The following is a 21,350-nucleotide window of genomic DNA, read 5'->3' as shown; positions in this document are numbered from 1 at the left end:
GCAGCCGCATTCTTTGCCACCAACGGCCCGCCTCTTGCAGATGAGCAGCAACTTCCCAAAGGCCGTCACGGATGTCATGAAAAGAGCCATCACCATCATTATATGCGTGTCAATCCTTGCATGTCTGAACGACAGGGCGGCCTTTTGCGGAGAAGCGGCCGGGACGGGCGTTAAAGGGTCAAAACATGACCTGAACATGTACTCGGCCCAGCAGGATGCCCAAGAACGCATCTGCGTCTACTGCCATGTGCCCCACCATGCCGAGGTCGGCACCACGCTGACGCCTCCGGCGCTCTGGGCCGGGACGCAAAACAAGAGCTTCATCCCCTATGTAAGTCCCACATTCGATGCCGTCATCGAAGACCTCGTTGTCGGCCCCACGAAGATCTGCCTTTCCTGCCATGACGGGGTTATCGCCAGCGACACCCATCCCAATTTGAAATCGGATCTCTTTGGCGGAACAGGCGTCGGGATTGGCAGCAACCTCGGCAACGACCACCCGATCGGTTTCAATTATCTGAAAATCGTCCAAGAAAAGCCGAATGACTACAAGCCTCCCAATGAGCTCTGGCAGGATGGCAACGGCACCACTACCGTGGCAAGCGGCCTGTTCGAGGGAAAGTACGTTACCTGCGCCACCTGCCACGATATGCACAACACAAAAAACGTTTCTGACGCGAACAACTCCTACAACTACTTTGTTTATTCGCGACAAAAGGATTCATCGCTCTGCCGCAGTTGCCACCGCAAATAATTTTTGAGTTGACATTTTTACGACGCCGTATAAGATAAAATTAGTCCTGTTACCCGTATATGAAAGGAGAATCCGATTATGTGGACTGCACGATTCAGGATTCGCCCGGTATCCCACTGCAAAGAGGGTTGCCCTAGCCGGCCCGCCGCGTGACCCGCGGCGGGCGTTTCCGAAAAGCCCCCTGCCCCCTGTGGACAGGGGGCTTTTCTTTTGGAGGTAATCTGCTATGATGCCGGTTCGAGCACCAACGGCATTTCACCCCGGCTTGCTGCCTGCAAAGCGAAAGAGACCGGCATGAAAAAATATCTCCTCATCCTGGCGGCCATCCTGCTCGCGGCCGGTATCGCGACCTTCTTTTTTCTCAAGCGTACGCCCGAGATCGGCTACCGAACCGCCAGGGTCGAACGGGGAGCCATCGTTGCAGCCGTGTCGGCCACCGGCAACCTGAGCGCCGTCATCACCGTCCAGGTCGGCACCCAGGTGTCGGGCACCATTCAGAAACTCTACGTGGATTACAATTCGCGGGTCAAAAAGGGACAGCCGATTGCCGAGATCGACCCGTCGCTCTTCAGGGCCGCGGTGGAGCAGGCCGCGGGGAATTACCGCAACGCCGAGGCCAGTCTGATGAAGGCGCGGGTCACGCTGGCCGACGCGGAACGGACCATGAAGCGCAACAACAAGCTGTTGGCCGACGGTATCATCTCCCAGAGCGATTACGATGTGGCCGAGACCGCATGGCAATCGGCCAAGGCCGGGATCAAGGCGGCCGAGGGGAGTGTGGTCCAGACCCGCGGGGCGCTCATGCAGGCCCGCACCAACCTGAACTACTCGGTCATCCGCTCGCCGGTGGAGGGCACCGTCATCTCCCGCGCGGTGGATGTGGGGCAGACCGTGGCGGCCTCCTTCCAGACCCCGACCCTCTTCACCATCGCCCAGGACCTGACCAAGATGCAGATCGAGGTCAGCGTGGACGAGGCCGACATCAGCCGCATTACCCTCGGCCAGCACGCCTCCTTTACGGTGGATTCCTACCCGGAGCAGACCTTCAGGGGGAAGGTGGTCCAGATCCGCAGCGCCCCGGTCATCACCCAGAACGTGGTCACCTACGTCGTGGTGGTCAATGTGGACAACGGCGACCTGAAGCTCAAGCCGGGCATGACCGCCAACGTCTCCATCGAGGTGGCCCGCAAGGACAACATCCTCAAACTCCCCCCGGCCGCCCTGCGCTTCAAGCCGAAGACGAAGGAAGGCGATGCCCGGGGCGAACGCCCCACACCGGCGGAAGGGGGTAAGGGGCAACGCCGGGACAGGGGGCAACAGGTCTATCTCCTCAAGGAAAACAAGCCGGTTCCCGTCAAGGTCACTACCGGTATCTCCGACGCCGGCAGCATCGAGCTGACGGGAGGGGGGCTGAAGGAGGGCGACGCGGTCATCGTCGAACAGGTGGGGGGCGATACCAGGAAGAAGAGCGGCGGCTCTCCCATGGGACCGCGTTTCTAAACCATGGGCGAGGTCATCTCCCTCAGGGATATCCGCCGCGTGTTCACCATGGGCGACCAGCAGTTCGAGGCGCTGCGGGGCATTTCCTTCGGTGTGGCCGAGGGTGAGTTCGTGGCCATCATGGGCGCATCGGGCAGCGGCAAGTCCACCTGCATGAACATCCTGGGGTGCCTCGACCGCCCCAGTTCGGGAAATTACCTGCTGGACGGCCTCGATGTGGCGGGCATGGATCCCAACCGGCTGGCCGCCATCCGCAACAGGAAGCTGGGCTTTGTCTTCCAGGGGTTCAACCTGCTGGCCCGTACCCCGGCGGTGGAAAACGTGGAGCTGCCCCTGGTTTATGCCGGCCTGTCCACGAAGGAACGCCGCCCAAAGGCGCTGGCGGCCCTGGAACAGGTCGGCCTCGGGGGCAAGGAAAACAACCACCCCAGCCAGCTCTCCGGGGGGCAGCAACAGCGGGTGGCCATCGCCCGGGCCCTGGTCAACGCCCCGGCGGTGATTCTGGCCGACGAACCGACCGGCAACCTGGACAGTGCCACCAGCGAGGAGATAATGGAATTGTTCACCGCCCTGAACAGGCGCGGCATCACCATCATCATGGTCACCCACGAGCCGGATGTGGCCGCCTATGCCGGACGCAGGATCACCTTCCGCGACGGTACGATCATCGGCGATACCAAGGCGAATCCGTAGGATTGGGATTCCCGCGAGCGGGATAATGCATACGTGGACCTTCTCCAAACCCTGAAAATAGCCCTGCGGGCCCTGCGCACCAACAAGATGCGCTCATTTCTGACCATGCTGGGGATCATCATCGGCATCGCGGCCGTGATCGCCATGATGGCCGTGGGGGCCGGGGCGCGCCACGTCATCTCCCAGCAGATCGCCAGCATCGGCAGCAACATCATCCTGGTCATCCCCGGCTCCACCACCAGCGGCGGCATCCGCATCGGCAGCGGCGCCAGCCAGACCCTGACCAGCGACGACGTCAAGGCCATCATGGCCGAATGCCCCTCGGTGGAGACCGCCGCCCCCACGGTGCGCAGCACGGCCCAGGTGGTCTACGGCAACATGAACTGGTCCACCATCATCATCGGGACCACGCCGGAGATGTTCGACATCCGCGAATGGCCGGCAACCAGCGGCCGCAGCCTCGGCCAGCAGGACGTGGACGGCGCCGCCAAGGTCTGCCTGCTGGGCCAGACCGTGGCCGAAAACCTGTTCGGCTCCACCGATCCGGTGGGCAAGATGGTGCGCATCAAAAAGGTCCCCTTCACCGTGGTCGGCCTTCTGGAGCGCAAGGGGCAATCCCCCCAGGGGACCGACCAGGACGATGTGATCTTCGTGCCGCTGCGCACGGCCCAGCGCAAACTGGTCGGCTCCCAGTTCCCCAACACCGTAGGGGCGGTCATGATAAAGGCCAGGAGCGAAGCCCTCCTGAGCAAGGCCGAAGACGAGGCCAACGAACTCCTCAAGCAGCGGCACCGCATCACCGGCAGCAAGGAACCGGACTTTTCCACCCGCAATCTCTCCGAGATCCTGGCCGTGGCCGAGCAGTCCTCCAAGGCCATGTCCCTGCTCTTGGGCGCGGTCGCCTCCATCTCCCTCTTGGTCGGCGGCATCGGCATCATGAACATCATGCTGGTGTCCGTTACCGAGCGGACGAGGGAGATCGGCATCCGTATGGCCATCGGCGCGCGCAGGAACGACATCCTCCTCCAGTTCATGACCGAGGCGGTGCTCCTGACCATGATCGGCGGCCTGATCGGCATCTGTCTGGGGGGCGCAGGAGCCATGATCGTTTCCCGGATCCTGTCGTGGCCGACGCTCATCTCCATCGAATCCATCAGCATCGCCTTCTTCTTTTCCGGCGCGGTGGGTATCTTCTTCGGCTTCTACCCGGCCCGCAAGGCGGCCGGGCTCAATCCCATCGACGCCCTGCGCTACGAGTAACCGCCAATGGAACCTAATATTTTCATAAAAGATTTCCCGGTTCGCTACCATGAGCTGGACAGTTGCGGCAACCTGCGGGTGGCCACCCTGCTCAACTACCTGCAGGACACGGCAGGGATGCATGCGGCCCTGCTGGGCGTCTCCCTGGCCGACCTGCGGGAGCTCGGGCTGACCTGGGTGCTCTCGCGCATCCACCTGCTGGTGGAGCGCTATCCCCGCGCCCGGGAAACCGTGACGATCCGCACCTGGCCGGCGACCCGCCAGGGGCTCTTCACCTGCCGCGAGTTCGAACTGTGCGATCACCACGGTGTCCGTGTGGCGCGGGCGACCACGTCGTGGGCGGTGATGAACGTCGCCACCCGCCGCCCGGTCCGGTTGGAGGGGAATCTCCCCCCCTATCCGCTGGTGCCCGAACGGTCGATCGACGACGACTTCGAGTCGCTGCCCCCCTTTCCCGAGAGCGCCGCCACGGAGATGGGGTTCCGGGTGCTGCGCAGCGACCTGGACATGAATCACCACGTCAACAACACCATCTATGCAGGATGGGCGCTGGAGGCGGTGCCCGATGCCGTGGCCACGGGCAGCCTGACCGAACTGGAGATCACCTTCCGGGCCGAGGTCCGCCGCGGCGAGGACATCGTATCCCGCTGCGCCGTCACGGACACGGAACCGGCAACCTGCTGCCTGCACCAGATCGCCAGCCGGCGGGACGGCAGGGAACTGGCGCGCCTGCGCACCCGCTGGAAAAAATGAGAACGTACCGGAGCCATCCATGACCCTGTCACCCTGCCCCATGTGCGGCCGTTGGGAGAGCGACGCCGACCTACGCATCGCCGAACTCGAGCACTCCTATGTCATCCTCAACCGCGACCAGTTCTTTCCCGGCTACACGCTGCTGTTCACCAAGACCCATGTGACCGAGCTGTTCCACCTGGACCACGGGGTGCGGAGCGAGCTGACGGAAGAGATCAGCCGGGTGGCCGCGGCGCTGTTCGACGCCTTCCGGCCGGCCAAGATCAACTACGAACTCCTGGGCAACATGGTCCCCCACATGCACTGGCACCTGGTGCCCCGCTTCGCGTCGGACCGGCTCTGGCCGCGCCCGATCTGGTCCGAACCCCATGACGAGGCGCTTCTGACGCCGGAAGCGTACCGCCGCACCATCGAGCGGATACGGGAGGCGCTGGCATGATCCGCCCCTTTCTCCACACCCAGAACAACGGCCTGCGGATCGTGTGCGTGGAAATGCCCCATCTGCACGCGGCAGAGCTGGCAATCTACGTCAAGGTAGGGGGGCGCAACGACCCGCCCGGCAGGGAGGGGCTCTCCCACTTCCTGGAGCACATCCTCTTCCGCGGCACGGCCGATTACGCCTCGTCGCTCGCCATCGAGACCGCCTTCGAGGCCGTCGGCGGGGCCCCCAACGCCGCCACCGACGCCGAATCCACCTGTTACTATTCCCGTGTCCACCCGGCCCATGTGCGCCACGGCATGGAGATCTTCGCCTCCATGCTGCTGCGGCCGCTTCTGGAGGGGATCGAGGTCGAACAACGCATCATCGCGGAGGAGGCGCGGGAGGACCTGAACGAGCAGGGGGACGAGGTCAACCCCGACACCATCACCAGCCGCCTCCTCTGGCCGCGCCATCCCCTGGGCATGCCGACCATCGGCACCCTGGAGAGTATTGCCGCCATCGGCCGCGACGACCTGGCGGCGCACCTGCACCGCTACTATGTCCCCAGTTCCACGGTGGTCGTGGTTGCCGGCCCGGTGCGCAGCCACGAGGTCTTCGCCGCTGCCGGCGAGGTCTTTGACGGCTGGTGGGGCGGGACTCCGCCGCCGACCCCCATGGTCACGAAACGCAACACCACCCCCCAGATTCGCTTCGTACGCGATTCCGACAGCCAGGTGAATCTGCAACTTGCCTTTCTGGGGTTCCCCCGCAGCGACCGCCACTTCATGGCCGTCCGCCTTTTGCGCCGGATTCTGGCGGGGGGCGGCAGTTCGCGCCTGCACCTGCGCCTGCGGGAGGAACTGGGGATCATCTACTCCGTGGAGGGGGCCGTGGGGGCCTATGACGAAACCGGATGCCTGACCTTCGACCTCTCCACCGCCCCCGAGAACCTGCCCCAGGCGATCGAGGTCACCCTGGACGAACTCCGGCGCATGGCGGACGAACCGATCACCGCGGCGGAACTGGACCGGGTCCGCCAGTCCTACATCTTCGATCTGGAATACAGCCGCGACTCGGCGTACGAGATGGGGGTGCGCTACGGCTGGGGAGAGCTGGTGGGGGTCAAACGGAGTATCGAGGAGGATCAGGAAGAGGCGCGCCGCATCACGGCGGAGATGCTGCAGGAGGCGGCCCGCGCCCTTTTTGCGCCGCAAAACCTCAACCTGGTGGCCGTTGGGCCCTACAAGAACGGCATGAAGAAGACGGCCCGGGGCTTGGTGGAACGCTACGCGGAGCGTTTTACGCCTCTCATCCCCTGAACCCGCGAAACAAGGCACGTCAGGAACCAGATAGCGAGAGCCGGGGCAACTATGCGCCCCGGCTCTTTCTTTTACCTCTCAGCGTGTGGCGGCCGGACAGACCCCCATAATCAGCGGGCCCGGCGCGGCCAGACCTACGGCGCGGCTAGTTTCGACACGCTTAACGTCGCGCCACTCACATCCGCGGCGGTGGCATCAATCAGAACGATGCCAGTCAAGCTAAAATCAGATGCTGACGGGGTTGCTGTCCCCGGTGTAACGTCAAAGGTCACACTGATGATATTGCCTGCAACCAAGTTAGCTGTTGTGGCAAAGTTCAACTTGAGTGTGGCTGGGGTGGTGGAAGAAGTATAGCTCCCGTTAAGCAATGGCGACGTACCCCCCGCAAGTGGGGTAAGAACGCCGTCCAGAGGTTCGCCACTGGTAATGGCGTGAGCGCGGACTTTGATCCCGGTTGGCAGGTTGATTGTCGCTTGAATCGCCTTGACCGAAGCAACGTTGGTCCCGCTCAAAGCAAGGGTCAATGTCATGGTAGTGGTACCCATGTTTTGCAGACCTGTGTCGTAAAGGCTTGTAACACCGGTTTGATTAAGGGTGGTATCGGCGGCAAGGAATGCGCTGAGCGCGGTTGTTAGATTAGAGGTTGTCCCTGTTGACATGCCGGAGGTCAGGCTAATTCCCCCAATTAAGACTTCAAGTTGAGCCGATAGGTCTGTGGAAGAATTGGTTTTCATAAATTGAGAAATGGCCGCCAGGGCCAGGGCGTAGTCCTTCTGGGCCTGGGTGGCTGCACTGAACGCGGTTGCCGTAGGAGCAACCGGTAATGTGGCAATGATGTCCATCTTGAACAGTTGCGATATCATGCTGTTGGCCGCATCGATATTTGTCTTGGTCAGCTTGTTGCCAGCGGTTTTCGCCAATCTGAGGGCAAGTTCGGTCAGGGGGGTGACCGCAACGCTGAGGGCGCCGCTGGACGCGTTCACTGCCGCGCGCAGGGGGGCGGCGGTCGGGATGCTTTGTCCGGTGTTGCCGGTGGCTTCGTCGGTGTAGCTCCCCCCCGTAACCTCGACGATCACTGGCCCGGCATAGGAGCCGATGTCGATCTTATAAACACCATTTGCATCAGTTGTCCCGGTGCTGCCGAGCTGTTTTTTAACCTCGTTGGCACTGCTGTAGGCTACAAACGCCTTGACCGTGCCCCCCGAGATGATCCCGGCGGAGGCCACGCCGCTGACGACAGTAGATGAGGAACTACCGTAATCGCCGCTGCCGCAAGCGGAAAGCGCGAGTACCATGCCAAGCAAAACCAAGCCTTTTATAACGTTCATATCTATCTCTCCGTAATGGTTGTTTGCACACTTACCAAGTAATCGTTCCAACAGCCCTCTCAAGGACCAACAGAACATCGCGGATATCGATCACGCCATCCGGCAACGGCTTTTTGTTGCTGTCCAGGGGACCGACGTCGCAGTTGATCAACTGGGTAGCGGTCGGCGTGTCCAAACCCAAGGAAAAGCGCAGTACCTTTATGGCATCGGCAATGGTCGGTATCGAGGTACCATCCAACGCACCCGTGGGGTATGCCCTGATCACATTGCGCCGAATAGTGGCGGTATTTGCCGCCTGATCCGTGGCGGTGACATCGATTGCATAGGTTTTGTACGTGGGGAGCGGGATAACCTGGCTGAAGCTGCCGTCAGTCCCAACAGTGGGGGTATAGGTCACGCCGTTTGCTGCGATGGTGATCACGGCGCTGGTAACGGCATCCGTAACCGTGCCGCTCAGTGTTATGCTTGCTTCATGGATCGTAACGTCCTGAGCTGGACTGGTTACTGCCAAAACCGGTGCATTGCTGTCAGAGGTAATGGTTCTGAGTTCAGTATGGGTTCCGCTAACGGAATCTGTAGCCGTAATGGTGATGTCATTACGACCGGAGGCAAGGCTGACCGTGAGCGAGAAATTCGCGCCATCCAGTACGGCTGTAGCCGGTGTGTCGCTGTTGACCTGGATGGTCACAGAACTGGTTGTTTGCGGGGCACCTACAGTACCGACGATATTGTAAAAATTCTGCTGGGTAAAACTTGAGCTCGTAGCCGGTTGGGTTATTGTCAGGTCGGCCAGGTTCGGGTCCAACGTAATAGTACGCGTATTGGTGCTGGTGTTGCTACCGGCGTCGGTCGCGGTAACGACAATGACATTCGCTCCGTTCGTCAGCGTAATGGCGGTATTGAAATTGCCGCTGCCATCGAAAGTAACCGGAACAGGCGTGCCGCCGTTGAGCGCGATGGTCAGGCCCGACACCGCACTGCCCCCGGCCGTAACCGTACCGGTGATGTTGAGGGTCGGGTTCTTGGTGCTGGTGCCGTCGGGCAGGGTGCTTACCGTCAAGGTCGGGCCGGACAGGGTGATGGTCACGCTGGCGCTCTTGCCTGCCGAGACGTTGCCCGCCGCATCCTTGGCCCAGGCGTAGAAGGTCTTGCTGCCGCCGCTGGTGGCGGTGAAGCTGGTGGGTATGCTGGAGCTCCACCCGCTGGCGCTGGCGGCAGGAGCCGTGGCGCTTTCGGTAATCAGGTACCCGGCTACGCCGCTGCCGCCGGTATCCGTTGCGGAGAAACTGGAAACAGCCACGGCAAGGGTTGTGGCGGTCGAGGGCATGGTAAAGGCCGAGACCGTCGGGGCGGTCGTGTCGATGAGTACGGTGGCGCTCCTGCTTGCCGAGACGTTGCCCGCCGCATCCTTGGCCCAGGCGTAGAGGGTTTTGGAGCCGGAGCTGGCGGCGGTATAGCTGCTTGGCGCGGCAGCCGTCCACCCGGTGGCGCTGGAGGCGGGCGCCGTGCTGCTTTCGGTGATGAGGTAGCCGGTAACGCCCACGCTATCCGTTGCTGTGAAGCTGGTCACCGGCACGGTCAGGCTGTTGATCGGGGTGGTGACGGCAAAGGCGGTGACCGTCGGGGCGGTGGTGTCCGGCGCGGCCGATACGGTAATCGTCCCGTTGGCACCGGTGATGGTGACATCAGTGCCGCTCGGGTCCGATGCTGATGGGGTGTTGGTGAGAGTCAGGGCACCGGCCGGCGCGGAGGAGGAGATGGTGAAGGATACGGTGGCAACCACGCCGTCGCCGATCGCGGTGGTGTTCAGGGCGGCTACGCCAATCCTGAATACCCCCGTTGACGGGGTACTCGTTGATACCGACTTGCCCGCAGCGGTGCCTGCCGCGCCGATGACGGCCGTCGGGCTGGACAACAGCGTGGCATCATAACCGATGTCAATGCCGACGGCTGCGATGCTGGCGCCGCTGTTGGTCAGGGTAATCGGAATGGAAACCGTCGTTCCGGCGGTACCGCTGGCACTCCCGAGATCAAGGGTCGCGGCGCCGGCTGCCAGGGGAAAGGCACACGCCAATACTATGGTCACTATCAATAGGCTGATCCTGCACCTCATACTTCCTCCTCGAACCTGATTCTTTCGTTTTTCGCAAACGCCTCGACGGTTAATTGTGTCCGTAATCCTCAACAGCCTACGCTGTTTCATCGCGTACTACAAGCCAAGGTAGGCATTGATCGCCTTTTGAACCTCCGAAATGCTGACCGCGTCGCTGTTGTCCAGATCCACGCATACCTGGACCTGCTTCAGTCCCAGGTACATGTTGATGGCGCTCTGCACCTCGGCGATGGTGACTGTTCCGCTAGCGTCGCAGTCGCCGGCCTTGACCGCCGTGGTGGAGAAGATGACGTTGCGCTGGACCGTGGTGGTCGTGCTGTTCTGTCCGGCCGCGCTGACGGTTATGGCATAGGTGCCGGCCGTGCTGAAGGCGAGCGCCTGCTGGAAACTGCTGCTGGAGATGGCCGGGGTATAGGTCTGGCCGTTCATGGTGATGGTCACCGCGGTGACGTCGCTGCTGACCGTGCCCAGGAGGGTGATGCCGGTCTGGGTGGTGGCGATATCACGTTTCGGGAATGTGACCGCCAGGCTCGAACGGCTGCTGTCGTAGCTGACGGTACGTTTGGCGGTGGTCGTTCCGCCAGGCGCAGTGGCGACGATGCTGATCGTATTGAGGCCCGCTGCCAGACTGACCGACGTGGAATACGCCCCACCGCTGATCGCGACGCTCGTCCCGTTGACGGTCAGGCCAGTGGCGGTACTGTCCACAGTACCGCTGACCGTCAGGGATGACTGATTGCTGGCGCTGTTGTCCGCCGGTGACGTGACGGTCAACAGGGGGGCGCTGGCGGTGAAGGTGATGGTACGGATGACGGTGGTGGAGTTGCCGGAGCCATCGGTGGCAACGACGGCGATGGTGTTGCTGCCGCTTGCCAGGCTGACCGCGCTGCTGAAGGAGCCGTCGGAAGCGACCGTTGCAGCCTGCCCCTTGACCGTCAGGCTCTGGATGCCGCTCCCGGCATCGGTCACCGTGCCGCTGACGTTCAATACCTGATTGTTCGTGGTGGCGCCGTCGGCCAGGGTGGAAACGGCCAGGGTCGGCGGTGTGGTGTCGCTGCCGGCCAGGAGCGTGGCCGAACAGTTCGCCGCGGTACCGCCGTTGGTGCCGGAACAGGTCCAGCTCCAGGGGCCGGTGCCGCTCACCGTTGAAGCCGTTCCCGTCGAGCAGAGGTTGGCAGTGGGGGCGACATAGAAGCTGCCGCCGTTGGCCGTGCCGCAGGCGCCATTGACCGGCAGGGCTATCGTCACGGTCTGGGGGCTCCCGTAGACCGCCGAAACCAGGCTGTTGGCATCCTTTGCCCAGGGGTACAGGGTGACGCTGCCGCTGGTGGAGGCGGTATAACTGGTGGGCGCGGCGGCCGTCCAGCCGCTGGCGGCGGCAAGCGGCACCGTCGAGCTTTCGGTGATCAGGTATCCCGTGACCCCGTTGAGGCCGGTGGCCGTCAGGGTGATGCCGGAAATGGTCAGGGAATTGGAGGTCGCCGGCACGGTGAAGGTGCTGACCGTGGGGGCGGTGGTGGATTTTAGTGTGGCATTGATGGCGGTTGTCGTCGCGTTGCTCGTGACGACAACCGTGTCCGCCGAGCTCAGGGAGGTCGTCTTGTTATTGTAGTATTGCTTGGCATAACCGTTCGTCGCGGCGGAATTGAAAATGATCTTGTAACTCCCGGCCGGAACCCCGCCCAACAGGTAGGTTCCGTCGGCACGGGTTTGAACCGTTGTGATCAGCTCGCCGTTGGTGTCCGTTACCGCATTGAATGTGGAGGCATCGAATATATCGATGGTAATCCCCGACAGGGCCGTTCCCGCCAGGTTGCTCACCTTCCCCGAGATGCTCGGCGTCACCAGAACCGCCGTCGCCAGAGGGGTGGTTTCGCCGTCGCTGACCGTCACGCGGGTTGCAGCAAAACCGCTTGCCGTATAACCTGAATTGAGGTGATTGTCATACCACTCGTCCACGTAGGTGTTGCTGCTGTCGCTGAACTTGATCGTGTAGCTGCTGCCGACCGGGACGACACTGATCGTATAGCTGCCGTCACTGGCGGTGGTGACCGGGGGTATCGTGGAGATGGCCGTGCCGCTCCCATCGCAGACCGTCACCTGTATCCCGGCTATGCCGGTGTTCGACGCATTGGTCACCCGGCCGGAGATATTCCCCCAGGTCCCGAAGTAGGCATTGATGTCGGGGGTCAGTGCGCCATCCACCACCGTGACCAGGTCTCCCTGGGCATAGGACAGCTTGTTTTTGTACCACAGCGTCGAAGAACCGCTCGTGAACGACACCAGGTAGCTCCCGGCGGTGAGCCCGCTGAAGGTATACGTGCCGTCGGCAGCGGTGGTAACCGATGTCACGCTGGGAACCGGATCGCCGGTATTGTAAAAAACCGCGACCTCCACGCTGCCCAGGCCGCCCGAGGCGTTGGTCACCGTCCCCTGGAAACCGGTTGCGGAGATTGCCGCCGCAGGGTTTGCAAGGGCGAATACCACCGAGAGCAGTCCTGCCAGCAGCATACCGCACGAGAGTCTCCGTTTTATGGCTTGCAGCAATAAATCCTTCGACATGTTCACTGTGTCTCCTTCGGGATGAATGTTGCGGATACAAAACCCGGTCCAGTCAAAAGGCTACGATATCCTTCATATAACTTGCCGATATGGTTAAAAAACGGTTCATCGGCACAAATGGCCGCGTCATTCCGGAGTCCTGTTCCCGAGTTTGCGTTCAAAATCAGCTAGATAAAATATCTTCCCCGGTGGAACGCGGTATGGCGGATATAACCTGATTGTTATTATTGCAAAAAACGCTCCATCGCCCCGAATGTTCTTCGTCCCCCTCCCCCGGCCACGACAATCCGGCCGGTGCCATGCCGCACAACGCAAAAAGCCCCGTACGGCGTACAAGGCTTTTCACATGGTCGGTGATCCAGGCGCCTGTCAATCAGGTGCCCGCGGTTTTCCTGTCCAGCTTGATGACCAGCTCGCACGGCGACAGATAGCCGATGCGGATGCCGCCCCAATGCCTGCCGTTGATCAGGAGCGGCAGCGACATGTCGTTGAGGATCTCTCCCGTATCGCGGCGGTAGGTCTGGAGCAGGAAGCCGTCGGTGTTGCGGGCGCAGCGGATGCCGGTGCGGTCGTTGAAGATCCGCTTGGTGCGGTTATTGTTCTTGTCCACCCCCGGGTCTCCGGTCAGCGGCTTGGTGTAGCGCAGGTTGTGACACGGGCAATAACCGTTGTTGTCCACGCAGATGGCGTACAGGAGCTTGCTGTCCTTGCCCACCGCCTTCTCCTGGAAGGAGGAGATCACGCGGTCGAAGAAGGCGTCGAATTTGGTCGTGTACTTTTGCGGCTCGGTATTGGGGATGGGGACATAGTTCCTGTCGAAGAGCGCCTCCAGGGTGATCGTCCGGTCGCGCAGCGCCGCCTCGACCGCCTCCAGCACCTCCCCTTCCATCCCGCGGATATGGGATTTGACGGTGTCGTGGTAATTACCGACCGAGAATTTGCCCACAGTGCCGTAGATCTGCTCCACCAGGTCCGAAAAGGTCCCAAACGCCTCGTTGGTCGCCTGGGTCAGCTCAAACGTTTCGTTCGCCGTGGTGGAAACGCTCTGGATCTTCTCCGAAATCTCCTGGGTCGTGGCGCTCTGCTGCTCGGAGGCGGTGGCAATCTGTTCGATCATGGTGCGCGATTCGACGGCATGGCTCTTGATGTTCTCAAGGCGCTGGCGAGCCTCCTCGGCCTTGGTGAGGCCGGTCTGGACGAGGCCGGTTTCCGTGACGATCATGGCGGCGGCCTTCCGGCTGGCCTGCTGGATGTTGCCCACCACCCTCTCGATCTCCCGGGTGGATCGGGTGGTCTTCTCGGCCAACCCCTTGACCTCGCTGGCCACCACGGCGAACCCCTTTCCTGCGTCGCCGGCGCGGGCCGCCTCGATGGAGGCGTTCAGCGCCAGCAGGTTGGTCTGGTCGGCGATATCCTCGATGAGCACCACCATCTCGCCGATGCTTGCGGACGAAGCCTCCAACTGGCGGATGGTCTCCAGCGTACTGTTCACGCTCTCGCTGATCTGGCGCATGCAGTTCCAGGTTTCTTCCACCACCGCCATGCCGTCGCTGGCCGCCGCATCCACGTCCGACGAGAGCGTCGCCGCACGGTGGGTGTTGCCGGCCACGTCGTTGATGGTCATGGACATCTCTTCCGACGCCACGGCCACCGCCGAAGCCTGTTCCTTCTGGTCCTGGCTCATGCGCAGGGTGCGGTCTGTGCCGAAGGAGAGTTCGCAGACGCCGCTGCCGATCATGCAGGCCTGCTGGTACAGAAGCGAGACGGTTTCGCGGATCTTGGCCGTCAACCGGTTGACCTCCGTACCCAGGTTCCCCAACTCGTCGTCGGAACGGACCCGCAAGGACTTGGTCAGATCCCCCTCGCCGCTGGCCATCTCGGCCAACTGCCCGTGCAGTTCCCTGACCTGGAGCACCAGCGTCCGGCTGAAGAAGAGGTACAAAGCCGTCAGGATGGCAAAGAAGAAACAGAAACCGACCACCGACAACACGACCGTCAGCCGCAACGCGCTTGCATACCCCTCTTCCAGGGAGGTCGTCAGCATCAGTCCACCCCGGTACCGGGCCGTGGCATCGTGGCAGCCGTGACAGCGCTGTTCGTTCTCCAGGGGCAGCGCCAGCGTCAGAAGGTGCCGGCCATCCTTCGTGTCCAGGACTTCAACGTTCTTGCCCGTGCGCAAGGCCGCACGCACCTCTTCGCTCGGCGCGCCGTTGCCGCCCCATTCCTTCCCCTCGCCGTTGAACAGCCTGATTTCCTGGATGCCGCCCTTGGCCTTGATGTCCTTCACGTAGGCGCCGAAATTCTTCATATCGCCGATAGTCATGAGGTTGAGCAGGTCATGGCTCACCGTTGCCGCAATCTGGCGGGCGTTGCGCTTTTCCAGGTCCATCGTGGCGCTGTATTCGAGGTAAATGGAGAGAATGCCCAGGCCGGCAAAGCCGATACAGAGTATGCCGCCGATCATGGTCAGGATCTTGCGCGTCAATTTTGATTTGAACATGGGGAGCCTCTGAAGTCAGGAGGGTAGTTATGTAGCAGACCAGCCATGGCTAACTAGCTTGTTATACTAAATTTTTTGCAGTATACAGCAAAATTAGAACGAGTGCAAACAATATATTTAAACGTCGTTCTGTTAATTACCGCGATCACAAAAAAACCCGGAAGGGATATCTTCCGGGTTTTGGAACTGTCTGCGAACCGCCTAGTTGGGGTACACCGAAACCTTTTTGCGGTCCTTGCCCATGCGCTCGAAGGTCACGATGCCGTCAATCAGGGCGAACAGCGTATAATCCTTGCCACAGCCCACGTTATTGCCGGGGTGGATCTGGGTGCCGTGCTGACGGTAGATGATATTGCCGGCCCTGACGGCTTCGCCGCCGAACTTCTTGCAGCCGAGCCTCTGGCCGTCAGAATCCCTGCCGTTGCGTGAACTGCCTACACCTTTCTTATGTGCCATTTCCGTATCTCCTGGGAAAAATATCGTGTATTATGCGCTGATCTTTTCTATCTTGAGGACCGTGCGCTCCTGGCGATGGCCGCGAAGCTTGCGGGAGTCCTTGCGGCGCTTGGACTTGAACACCAGAACCTTCTTGTCCTTACCCTGAGCTGCGATCTTGGCAGTCACCGTGGCGCCGGCAACCAGCGGAGCGCCAATGGCGACCTTTTCGCCGCCGACCATGAGGACCTCGGCGAATTCGATGTTGTCGCCGATGTTTCCGTCAAGTTTCTCGACCTTGAGGAATTCCCCTTCACTTACCTTATACTGTTTGCCGCCTGTCTTGATAACTGCGTACATTATGGTGTCTCCATCTAATTCAATTTTGCAGAGTTTTGGAATATATGAAAACAATCCTTGCAAGTCAAGCTAATTTTTTATTCCGCCAATCATCAGACGCAATTACCGCGGTCGCCATACCCGCGCGGACACGCGGTCTGCGGCACGGGAAATAAACGCCGAAACAAAAACTTACGGCTTCCCAAACAATTCGAAATAGTGTAAAAATTAGAAAAGAGGCAACATATCGCACCTTCGGGCTGCGTTGCCCAAACGATTTTCTCAGCCAGGAGCCATGACATGAATGTACGCACCAGCACCCTTGCAGCAGGCTGTTCCCTCATCCTCTCAGCAGCTCTTCAGACCGGTTGCGCCACCGTGCAAAAGAGCGCAGGACCGGCACCCCAGCCATCATCTTCCCCGGCCGCGGCCCAGCAGCCGGCCCCGGAGGCAAAACCGCAGATTCTTTCCGGCAAGGTGGTCGAGACCATGAATAGCGGCGGTTACACCTACATCAACCTGGAAAAGGACGGCAACAAGAATTGGATTGCCATCCCGGCCACGCAGGTTACGGTCGGACAAGAGGTCCAGCTCAGGCCCGGCATGGAAATGGGCAAATTTACCAGCAGCACCCTCAAAAGGACCTTCGACGGCATCATTTTCTCCTCGGGGCTCGTAACCGAGGCCGATCAGGCGAAGCCTGAAGGCCTTCCCAAGGTCGATCCGGGCGCAAAACTGCCCCAAGGACATCCGGCATTGGGACAGCAACCGGCCCTGCCCCAGGGGCACCCCGCGACCGGCGCCATGCCCCAGGCGGCCCCCGGGAGCACCGGCGGCACCATTTCCGGCAAGGTTGTGGAGAGCATGGACGGCGGCGGCTATACCTACCTCAACGTCGAAAAGGACGGCAAGAAGACCTGGGTCGCCATCCCCGCCACGGAGGTCGCGGTGGGATCGGACGTGGAATTGCAGGCCGGCACCCCCATGCCCAACTTCACCAGCAAAACCCTTAAGAAGACCTTCGACACCGTCATTTTCTCGGGCGGCGTAATAAAAAAATAGGCGCATGCAGTCTATTTAGATTCGATAAATGTCTTCTCAAAACAAACCAAAGAGAGGGTGGGGCATCGGTATGCGCTGGATGCACGGAGCCGTCGTTGTTTTTTTCATCATGCTGGTTGCGGGATGCGGGGACCTGACCCGTCCGCAGGATTTCAACTTTACGACACAAACCGGCGTCGCCCAGAACTCAACCATCACCTCGAACACCGTCACCATCGTCGGCAACCAGTTCAAGGCCAAGGTGCATATAGAAAACGGCAAATACTCCATTGCCGGCGGGACCTACACCAGCGATGACGGGGAGATCGGGCTCAACCAGACGCTCACCCTGCAGCACACCTCCGCCAGCACCATATCGACCGCCACCACCACGACCATCACGGTGGGGGGCTACACCACCACCTTCACCTCGGTCACGAGCGACACGTTGACCTTCGCAACCCAGACCGACGTGGCCGTCAGCACCCTGCTCGTGTCGAACACCCTCACGATCCCCTCCACGTGGGCCACCTCCGCCATCAGCATCAGCGGGGGCGAGTATTCCATCGATGGCGGCACCTATACCAGCACCGCCGGCACCATCGCCCCAGGGCAGACGCTGACGGTGAGACACACCTCCGCGGCCGCCAATTCGACCTCGACCGTCACCACGGTCACCGTCGGCAGCAATACCATAACGTTCACCTCCACGACCATTGCCGCGACAACATACCCGACCGACAGCAGCGGCAAGATCAAAGTAACCAGCTTTGGGCCCTATAACGCCACCCAGGACTCATCGGGCAACACCACGTTTCAGGTCACCGCCACCATCACGAGCGATGCGACCGTCGGGGTTTCCGTACCCGTCATCATTTACTGGCAGGCGGTGGACAGCAGTGGTAATGTCATCTGGCCGACAGCGGGCGGTACAACTACCGTCACCGATACCATCACCGTTACGGACTCGGCGACCCGCTCCTTCACTCACAACTATGATGTCAGCGGCACATTGACGACAACCGTGTACAGCCGCATTGCGAAATGGACCGTAACAAAAGTGACGTCAACCCTCTGAATTGACCAGCGGGTAATCTAGATCATGCGCAAAGGCAGGGGAACAGACTTCTTCTGCCTTTGTTGCATTCTACCGTAACGGGTTCATTGCATGGAAGGAAGGGACGCTGACCATATGGACCAAGGCTGGACTCGCTATCTGCCGGCTCCCCTCCGCCGGAGGGTTGAAGGCCATCCAGCCCTGCAGCGGGTGATCGGCAATACCGGCTGGCTGTTTGTCGACAACATCCTGCGCATGGGCGTCGGCCTTCTCGTCAGCATATGGGTCACGCGCTACCTCGGACCGGAACAGTTTGGGCTGCTGAGCTACACCACCGCGTTCGTCATGCTCTTTTCCTCAGCTCTGCTCGGCCTGGACTCTATTGTGGTGCGCAATATCGTCCGCAATCCCTTGTGCCGTGACGAGGTGCTGGGGAGTGCCTTTGTTCTGAAATTGGCCGGCGGCATAGCGGCATTTTTCGTGATGCTGGCGGCCATAACCATTATCCGCCCCGGTGATCCTACGTCACGGCTGCTTGTCGGGATCACCGCCATCGGCACACTGTTCCAGTCAGTGGGCGTCATAGATTTCTGGTTTCAATCCCAAGTCAGATCAAAATACTCCGCCTACGCCCGGAGCATCGCCTACCTGCTCACCTGCACGGCCAAGATTGCCCTTATCGCCATTCACGCGCCACTCGCAGCCTTTGCCTGGGCAGGCGTGGCCGATATCGCGCTGGGCTCCTTCGGGCTGGCTGTGGCATACCGCGCTACCGGCCAGAAGATCACCGCATGGCGTGCGACACGCGCCATGGCAAAGGAACTGCTGCGGGACAGCTGGCCGCTCATGTTTACCGAAATTGTCATGCTGGTCTACATGCGGATCGACAAGATCATGATAGGCGAAATGGTTGGCAATGCAGAACTAGGCATTTATTCCGTGGCCACCCTGATTGCAGAGGCTCTCTACTTCATCCCCACGGCGCTGGCTACCTCCATTTTTCCCGGCGTGGTTGCGGCACGAGAGGTCAGTGAGGAATATTTCCATGAGCGTCTCCAGCAGTACTACAATCTGATGGTGCTGTTTGCCTACCTTGTTGCGGTGCCCATCACTTTCCTGGCGGGAGGGCTGGTGCCGCTCATGTTCGGCGCCGCCTATACCAGGGCCGCCCCAATGCTGGTGGGGCTGGTCTGGGCCGGGATATTCATCAACCTGGCGATTGCACGCGGCCACTACCTGACCGTTATGAACCTGACACGCCTCAACTTTGTCACCGACCTCCTGGGCTGCCTGCTCAACGTAGCGCTGAATTTTTTCCTGATCCCCCGCTACGGCGGTATGGGAGCGATGGCGGCATCCTGTGTTTCCTACTGGTTCGTAGCACACGGCACCTGTTTTGCATTCAAAGACCTTTCCAGGACCGGAGCCATGATGAATCGAGCAATCTTTTATCCGAAAGTATGGTAACATCGGCCGGCGCTTTGGAAGATGGAGCGATTTATTTCGACACACGCAAAGGAATGCGACTTTTATGAAAAGCTGCCTGATCTGCAAGTCCCCCATTGAACCATTCATTAATTTCGGGAACATGCCTCTGGGGAATGGCTTTCTCCTCCCCGAACAATTTGGGGACGAATACCATTTCCCCATGCGGGTGGGGTTCTGCGCCGCGTGCGGCATGGTGCAGCTGCTTGACCAGCCCGACCGCGAACGGATGTTTCATGAGAATTACGCCTTTTTCTCCGGGACATCCCGCTATATGGCGCACCATTTCAGGGCCTTTGCCGATCAGGTCATCACCAGCCGCCTCCCCGGGAAGGACCCCTTTGTGGTGGAAATGGGGAGCAATGACGGCATTATGTTGCAGAATTTCGCTGCGTCCGGCATCCGCCACCTGGGTATCGAACCGTCAAAAAACGTTGCGCAGGTGGCCATTGAGAAAGGTATCACGACCATCACCGATTTTTTCGACGCTGATGTCGCCCGGCGGATAGTTGCCGAGCATGGGCAGGCCGACGCCTTTCTCGCGGCCAATGTCATGTGCCATATCCCCTACCTGCATTCGATCGTCGAAGGCATCGGCATTCTGCTCAAACCGACGGGAGTGGCCATGTTCGAGGACCCCTATCTGGGGGATGTCATCGAGAAGACCTCCTACGACCAGATATACGATGAGCATACCTTCCTCTTTTCGGTTGCCTCCATAAGCTACCTGTTTGAGCAGTATGGCATGGAAGTAATAGACGTGCAGCCACAGACGACCCATGGCGGCTCCATGAGATATGTCATCGCCCACAAGGGAGCCCTCCCGGTGTTGCCCCACGTTGCCGCGCAGAAAAAAAAGGAACAGGATATCGGCCTTCACCTGCCGGAAACCTACAGCCGGTTCCGCAGGAACTGCGAATCTTCCCGCGAGCACCTCATGGCTCTCCTTAGGGACCTCAAATCCCGGGGCAAGAGGGTCGTTGGCTATGGAGCGACCTCCAAAAGCACCACCATCATCAATTACTGCGGCATCACGCCTGATCTGGTAGAATTCATCAGCGACACCACGCCGATCAAGCAGGGCAAATTCAGCCCCGGTGCCCACATCCCGGTCCGGCCTTATGAAGAGTTCGTACAAAACTATCCGGACTTCGCCCTGCTCTTCGCGTGGAATCACGTCCATGAGATAATGGAGAAGGAGGAGAGTTTCCGTGTCGGCGGCGGCAAATGGATTGTGTATGTACCGCAGGTGGCGATACTGGACTGACGCTGCCTGCTCTGTATCCGATGGAATGCTGGAGCCTCTTTTGGAGAAAAACGAATGATTGACGGCATCGTTTTCAAGGAGTTGACGACCCATGGTGATGAACGCGGTTTTTTCCGTGAAATCATCCGCCGCGATGACGATTTTTTTATCGAGGGATTCGGCCAGTGGAGCCACTCCCTTATGTTCACTGGCGTAATCAAGGCATGGCATTTTCATAACGTCCAGACCGACTGGTGGTATGTGGTCAGCGGCGTCCTGCGGGTAGGCCTCTGCGATATGCGCCCAGGATCTCCGACGTACAGGCAAACGATGGATTTCCTCATGGGTGACCTGCAACCGGTCCAGGCGCTCAAGATCCCCCCGGGGATCGCCCACGGCTGCAAGACCATACAGGGACCGGTGAATCTGCTGTATGTAACCTCCCACACCTACGACCCAGCCGACGAGATACGCATTCCCTATAACGATCCGGATATTGATTTCGACTGGCTACGCGGGCCGGCGATTACGTGATCGAGTCACC

The 21,350-nt window shown here is 60.4% G+C and carries 18 protein-coding genes; 12 read left to right on the top strand and 6 right to left on the bottom strand.

Annotation, left to right across the window (positions count from 1 at the left end; translation table 11 throughout):
- Nucleotides 1-106 precede the first annotated feature (106 nt).
- The 7 genes from FO488_RS00630 (at nt 107) to FO488_RS00600 (ending at nt 6,700) form a co-directional block, all read left to right on the top strand.
- Nucleotides 107-754: a hypothetical protein gene (locus FO488_RS00630; protein WP_205743318.1), complete on the top strand. Its 648-nt coding sequence runs from the start codon at nt 107-109 to the stop codon at nt 752-754.
- 294 nt (nt 755-1,048) lie between these two features.
- Nucleotides 1,049-2,254 carry an efflux RND transporter periplasmic adaptor subunit gene (locus FO488_RS00625; protein WP_149208755.1) on the top strand — a complete coding sequence of 402 codons (1,206 nt, stop codon included), beginning with the start codon at nt 1,049-1,051 and terminating at the stop codon, nt 2,252-2,254.
- Between the two features lie 3 nt (nt 2,255-2,257).
- Nucleotides 2,258-2,947, top strand: a complete 690-nt coding sequence (locus FO488_RS00620) for an ABC transporter ATP-binding protein (protein WP_149208754.1) — start codon at nt 2,258-2,260, stop codon at nt 2,945-2,947.
- An 87-nt stretch (nt 2,948-3,034) separates the two neighbouring features.
- Nucleotides 3,035-4,207, top strand: coding sequence for an ABC transporter permease (locus FO488_RS00615; RefSeq protein ID WP_168206112.1), 1,173 nt, complete (start codon nt 3,035-3,037; stop codon nt 4,205-4,207).
- 6 nt (nt 4,208-4,213) lie between these two features.
- Nucleotides 4,214-4,960 carry an acyl-[acyl-carrier-protein] thioesterase gene (locus tag FO488_RS00610; protein ID WP_149208752.1) on the top strand — a complete coding sequence of 249 codons (747 nt, stop codon included), beginning with the start codon at nt 4,214-4,216 and terminating at the stop codon, nt 4,958-4,960.
- A gap of 19 nt (nt 4,961-4,979) precedes the next feature.
- A complete protein-coding gene (locus tag FO488_RS00605; protein WP_149208751.1) occupies nt 4,980-5,399 on the top strand; it encodes an HIT family protein in 420 nt (139 codons plus the stop codon).
- The gene (locus FO488_RS00600) at nt 5,396-6,700 is read left to right on the top strand and encodes a pitrilysin family protein (protein ID WP_149208750.1); all 1,305 of its coding nucleotides are present in this window, start codon (nt 5,396-5,398) and stop codon (nt 6,698-6,700) included. Before FO488_RS00605 ends, FO488_RS00600 begins: the two co-directional genes overlap by 4 nt.
- Nucleotides 6,701-6,834: 134 nt before the next feature.
- Here the strand turns inward: FO488_RS00600 and FO488_RS00595 are convergent, their stop codons facing one another.
- From FO488_RS00595 to rplU, 6 genes are all read right to left on the bottom strand, one after another.
- On the bottom strand, nt 6,835-8,028 hold the full coding sequence (locus FO488_RS00595) for a hypothetical protein (protein ID WP_149208749.1): 1,194 nt from the start codon (nt 8,026-8,028) through the stop codon (nt 6,835-6,837).
- Nucleotides 8,029-8,059: 31 nt separating this feature from the next.
- Nucleotides 8,060-10,141, bottom strand: coding sequence for a cohesin domain-containing protein (locus FO488_RS00590; RefSeq protein WP_168205818.1), 2,082 nt, complete (start codon nt 10,139-10,141; stop codon nt 8,060-8,062).
- A 96-nt stretch (nt 10,142-10,237) separates the two neighbouring features.
- Entirely contained in the window at nt 10,238-12,703 is a 2,466-nt protein-coding gene (locus tag FO488_RS00585; RefSeq protein ID WP_149208747.1) for a carboxypeptidase regulatory-like domain-containing protein, read from the bottom strand.
- Nucleotides 12,704-13,076: 373 nt separating this feature from the next.
- On the bottom strand, nt 13,077-15,203 hold the full coding sequence (locus FO488_RS00580) for a methyl-accepting chemotaxis protein (protein WP_168205817.1): 2,127 nt from the start codon (nt 15,201-15,203) through the stop codon (nt 13,077-13,079).
- Between the two features lie 201 nt (nt 15,204-15,404).
- Nucleotides 15,405-15,659 (bottom strand): 50S ribosomal protein L27, encoded by a 255-nt coding sequence (rpmA, locus tag FO488_RS00575; protein ID WP_149208746.1) that lies wholly within the window; start codon nt 15,657-15,659, stop codon nt 15,405-15,407.
- A gap of 30 nt (nt 15,660-15,689) precedes the next feature.
- Nucleotides 15,690-15,998: a 50S ribosomal protein L21 gene (gene rplU, locus FO488_RS00570; protein WP_149208745.1), complete on the bottom strand. Its 309-nt coding sequence runs from the start codon at nt 15,996-15,998 to the stop codon at nt 15,690-15,692.
- A 279-nt stretch (nt 15,999-16,277) separates the two neighbouring features.
- Here rplU and FO488_RS00565 point away from each other — a divergent pair, with 279 nt between their 5' ends.
- The 5 genes from FO488_RS00565 to FO488_RS00545 all read left to right on the top strand — a co-directional run bounded on the left by FO488_RS00565 (nt 16,278) and on the right by FO488_RS00545 (nt 21,340).
- The gene (locus tag FO488_RS00565; RefSeq protein WP_149208744.1) at nt 16,278-17,039 is read left to right on the top strand and encodes a hypothetical protein; all 762 of its coding nucleotides are present in this window, start codon (nt 16,278-16,280) and stop codon (nt 17,037-17,039) included.
- 70 nt (nt 17,040-17,109) lie between these two features.
- Nucleotides 17,110-18,096: a hypothetical protein gene (locus tag FO488_RS00560; protein ID WP_149208743.1), complete on the top strand. Its 987-nt coding sequence runs from the start codon at nt 17,110-17,112 to the stop codon at nt 18,094-18,096.
- Between the two features lie 114 nt (nt 18,097-18,210).
- Nucleotides 18,211-19,542 (top strand): flippase, encoded by a 1,332-nt coding sequence (locus tag FO488_RS00555; RefSeq protein WP_149208742.1) that lies wholly within the window; start codon nt 18,211-18,213, stop codon nt 19,540-19,542.
- 64 nt (nt 19,543-19,606) lie between these two features.
- On the top strand, nt 19,607-20,827 hold the full coding sequence (locus FO488_RS00550) for a class I SAM-dependent methyltransferase (protein WP_149208741.1): 1,221 nt from the start codon (nt 19,607-19,609) through the stop codon (nt 20,825-20,827).
- 54 nt (nt 20,828-20,881) lie between these two features.
- Nucleotides 20,882-21,340 (top strand): dTDP-4-dehydrorhamnose 3,5-epimerase family protein, encoded by a 459-nt coding sequence (locus FO488_RS00545; RefSeq protein WP_149208740.1) that lies wholly within the window; start codon nt 20,882-20,884, stop codon nt 21,338-21,340.
- Nucleotides 21,341-21,350 lie beyond the last annotated feature (10 nt).

Source organism: Geobacter sp. FeAm09 (assembly GCF_008330225.1).
GTDB lineage: Bacteria > Desulfobacterota > Desulfuromonadia > Geobacterales > Pseudopelobacteraceae > Oryzomonas.
The sequence above is the reverse complement of the archived record's forward strand: the minus strand, read 5'-3'. Positions and strand labels throughout refer to the sequence as shown.

Bases quoted from the DNA above. Each gene is read 5' to 3' on its own strand.
- FO488_RS00625 (WP_149208755.1), top strand. From the start codon at position 1,049: ATGAAAAAATATCTCCTCATCCTGGCGGCCATCCTGCTCGCGGCCGGT.
- FO488_RS00620 (WP_149208754.1), top strand. From the start codon at position 2,258: ATGGGCGAGGTCATCTCCCTCAGGGATATCCGCCGCGTGTTCACCATG.
- FO488_RS00615 (WP_168206112.1), top strand. From the start codon at position 3,035: ATGCGCTCATTTCTGACCATGCTGGGGATCATCATCGGCATCGCGGCC.
- FO488_RS00610 (WP_149208752.1), top strand. From the start codon at position 4,214: ATGGAACCTAATATTTTCATAAAAGATTTCCCGGTTCGCTACCATGAG.
- FO488_RS00605 (WP_149208751.1), top strand. From the start codon at position 4,980: ATGACCCTGTCACCCTGCCCCATGTGCGGCCGTTGGGAGAGCGACGCC.
- FO488_RS00600 (WP_149208750.1), top strand. From the start codon at position 5,396: ATGATCCGCCCCTTTCTCCACACCCAGAACAACGGCCTGCGGATCGTG.
- FO488_RS00595 (WP_149208749.1), bottom strand. From the start codon at position 8,028: ATGAACGTTATAAAAGGCTTGGTTTTGCTTGGCATGGTACTCGCGCTT.
- FO488_RS00590 (WP_168205818.1), bottom strand. From the start codon at position 10,141: ATGAGGTGCAGGATCAGCCTATTGATAGTGACCATAGTATTGGCGTGT.
- FO488_RS00585 (WP_149208747.1), bottom strand. From the start codon at position 12,703: ATGTCGAAGGATTTATTGCTGCAAGCCATAAAACGGAGACTCTCGTGC.
- FO488_RS00580 (WP_168205817.1), bottom strand. From the start codon at position 15,203: ATGTTCAAATCAAAATTGACGCGCAAGATCCTGACCATGATCGGCGGC.
- rpmA (WP_149208746.1), bottom strand. From the start codon at position 15,659: ATGGCACATAAGAAAGGTGTAGGCAGTTCACGCAACGGCAGGGATTCT.
- rplU (WP_149208745.1), bottom strand. From the start codon at position 15,998: ATGTACGCAGTTATCAAGACAGGCGGCAAACAGTATAAGGTAAGTGAA.
- FO488_RS00565 (WP_149208744.1), top strand. From the start codon at position 16,278: ATGAATGTACGCACCAGCACCCTTGCAGCAGGCTGTTCCCTCATCCTC.
- FO488_RS00560 (WP_149208743.1), top strand. From the start codon at position 17,110: ATGCGCTGGATGCACGGAGCCGTCGTTGTTTTTTTCATCATGCTGGTT.
- FO488_RS00555 (WP_149208742.1), top strand. From the start codon at position 18,211: ATGGACCAAGGCTGGACTCGCTATCTGCCGGCTCCCCTCCGCCGGAGG.
- FO488_RS00550 (WP_149208741.1), top strand. From the start codon at position 19,607: ATGAAAAGCTGCCTGATCTGCAAGTCCCCCATTGAACCATTCATTAAT.
- FO488_RS00545 (WP_149208740.1), top strand. From the start codon at position 20,882: ATGATTGACGGCATCGTTTTCAAGGAGTTGACGACCCATGGTGATGAA.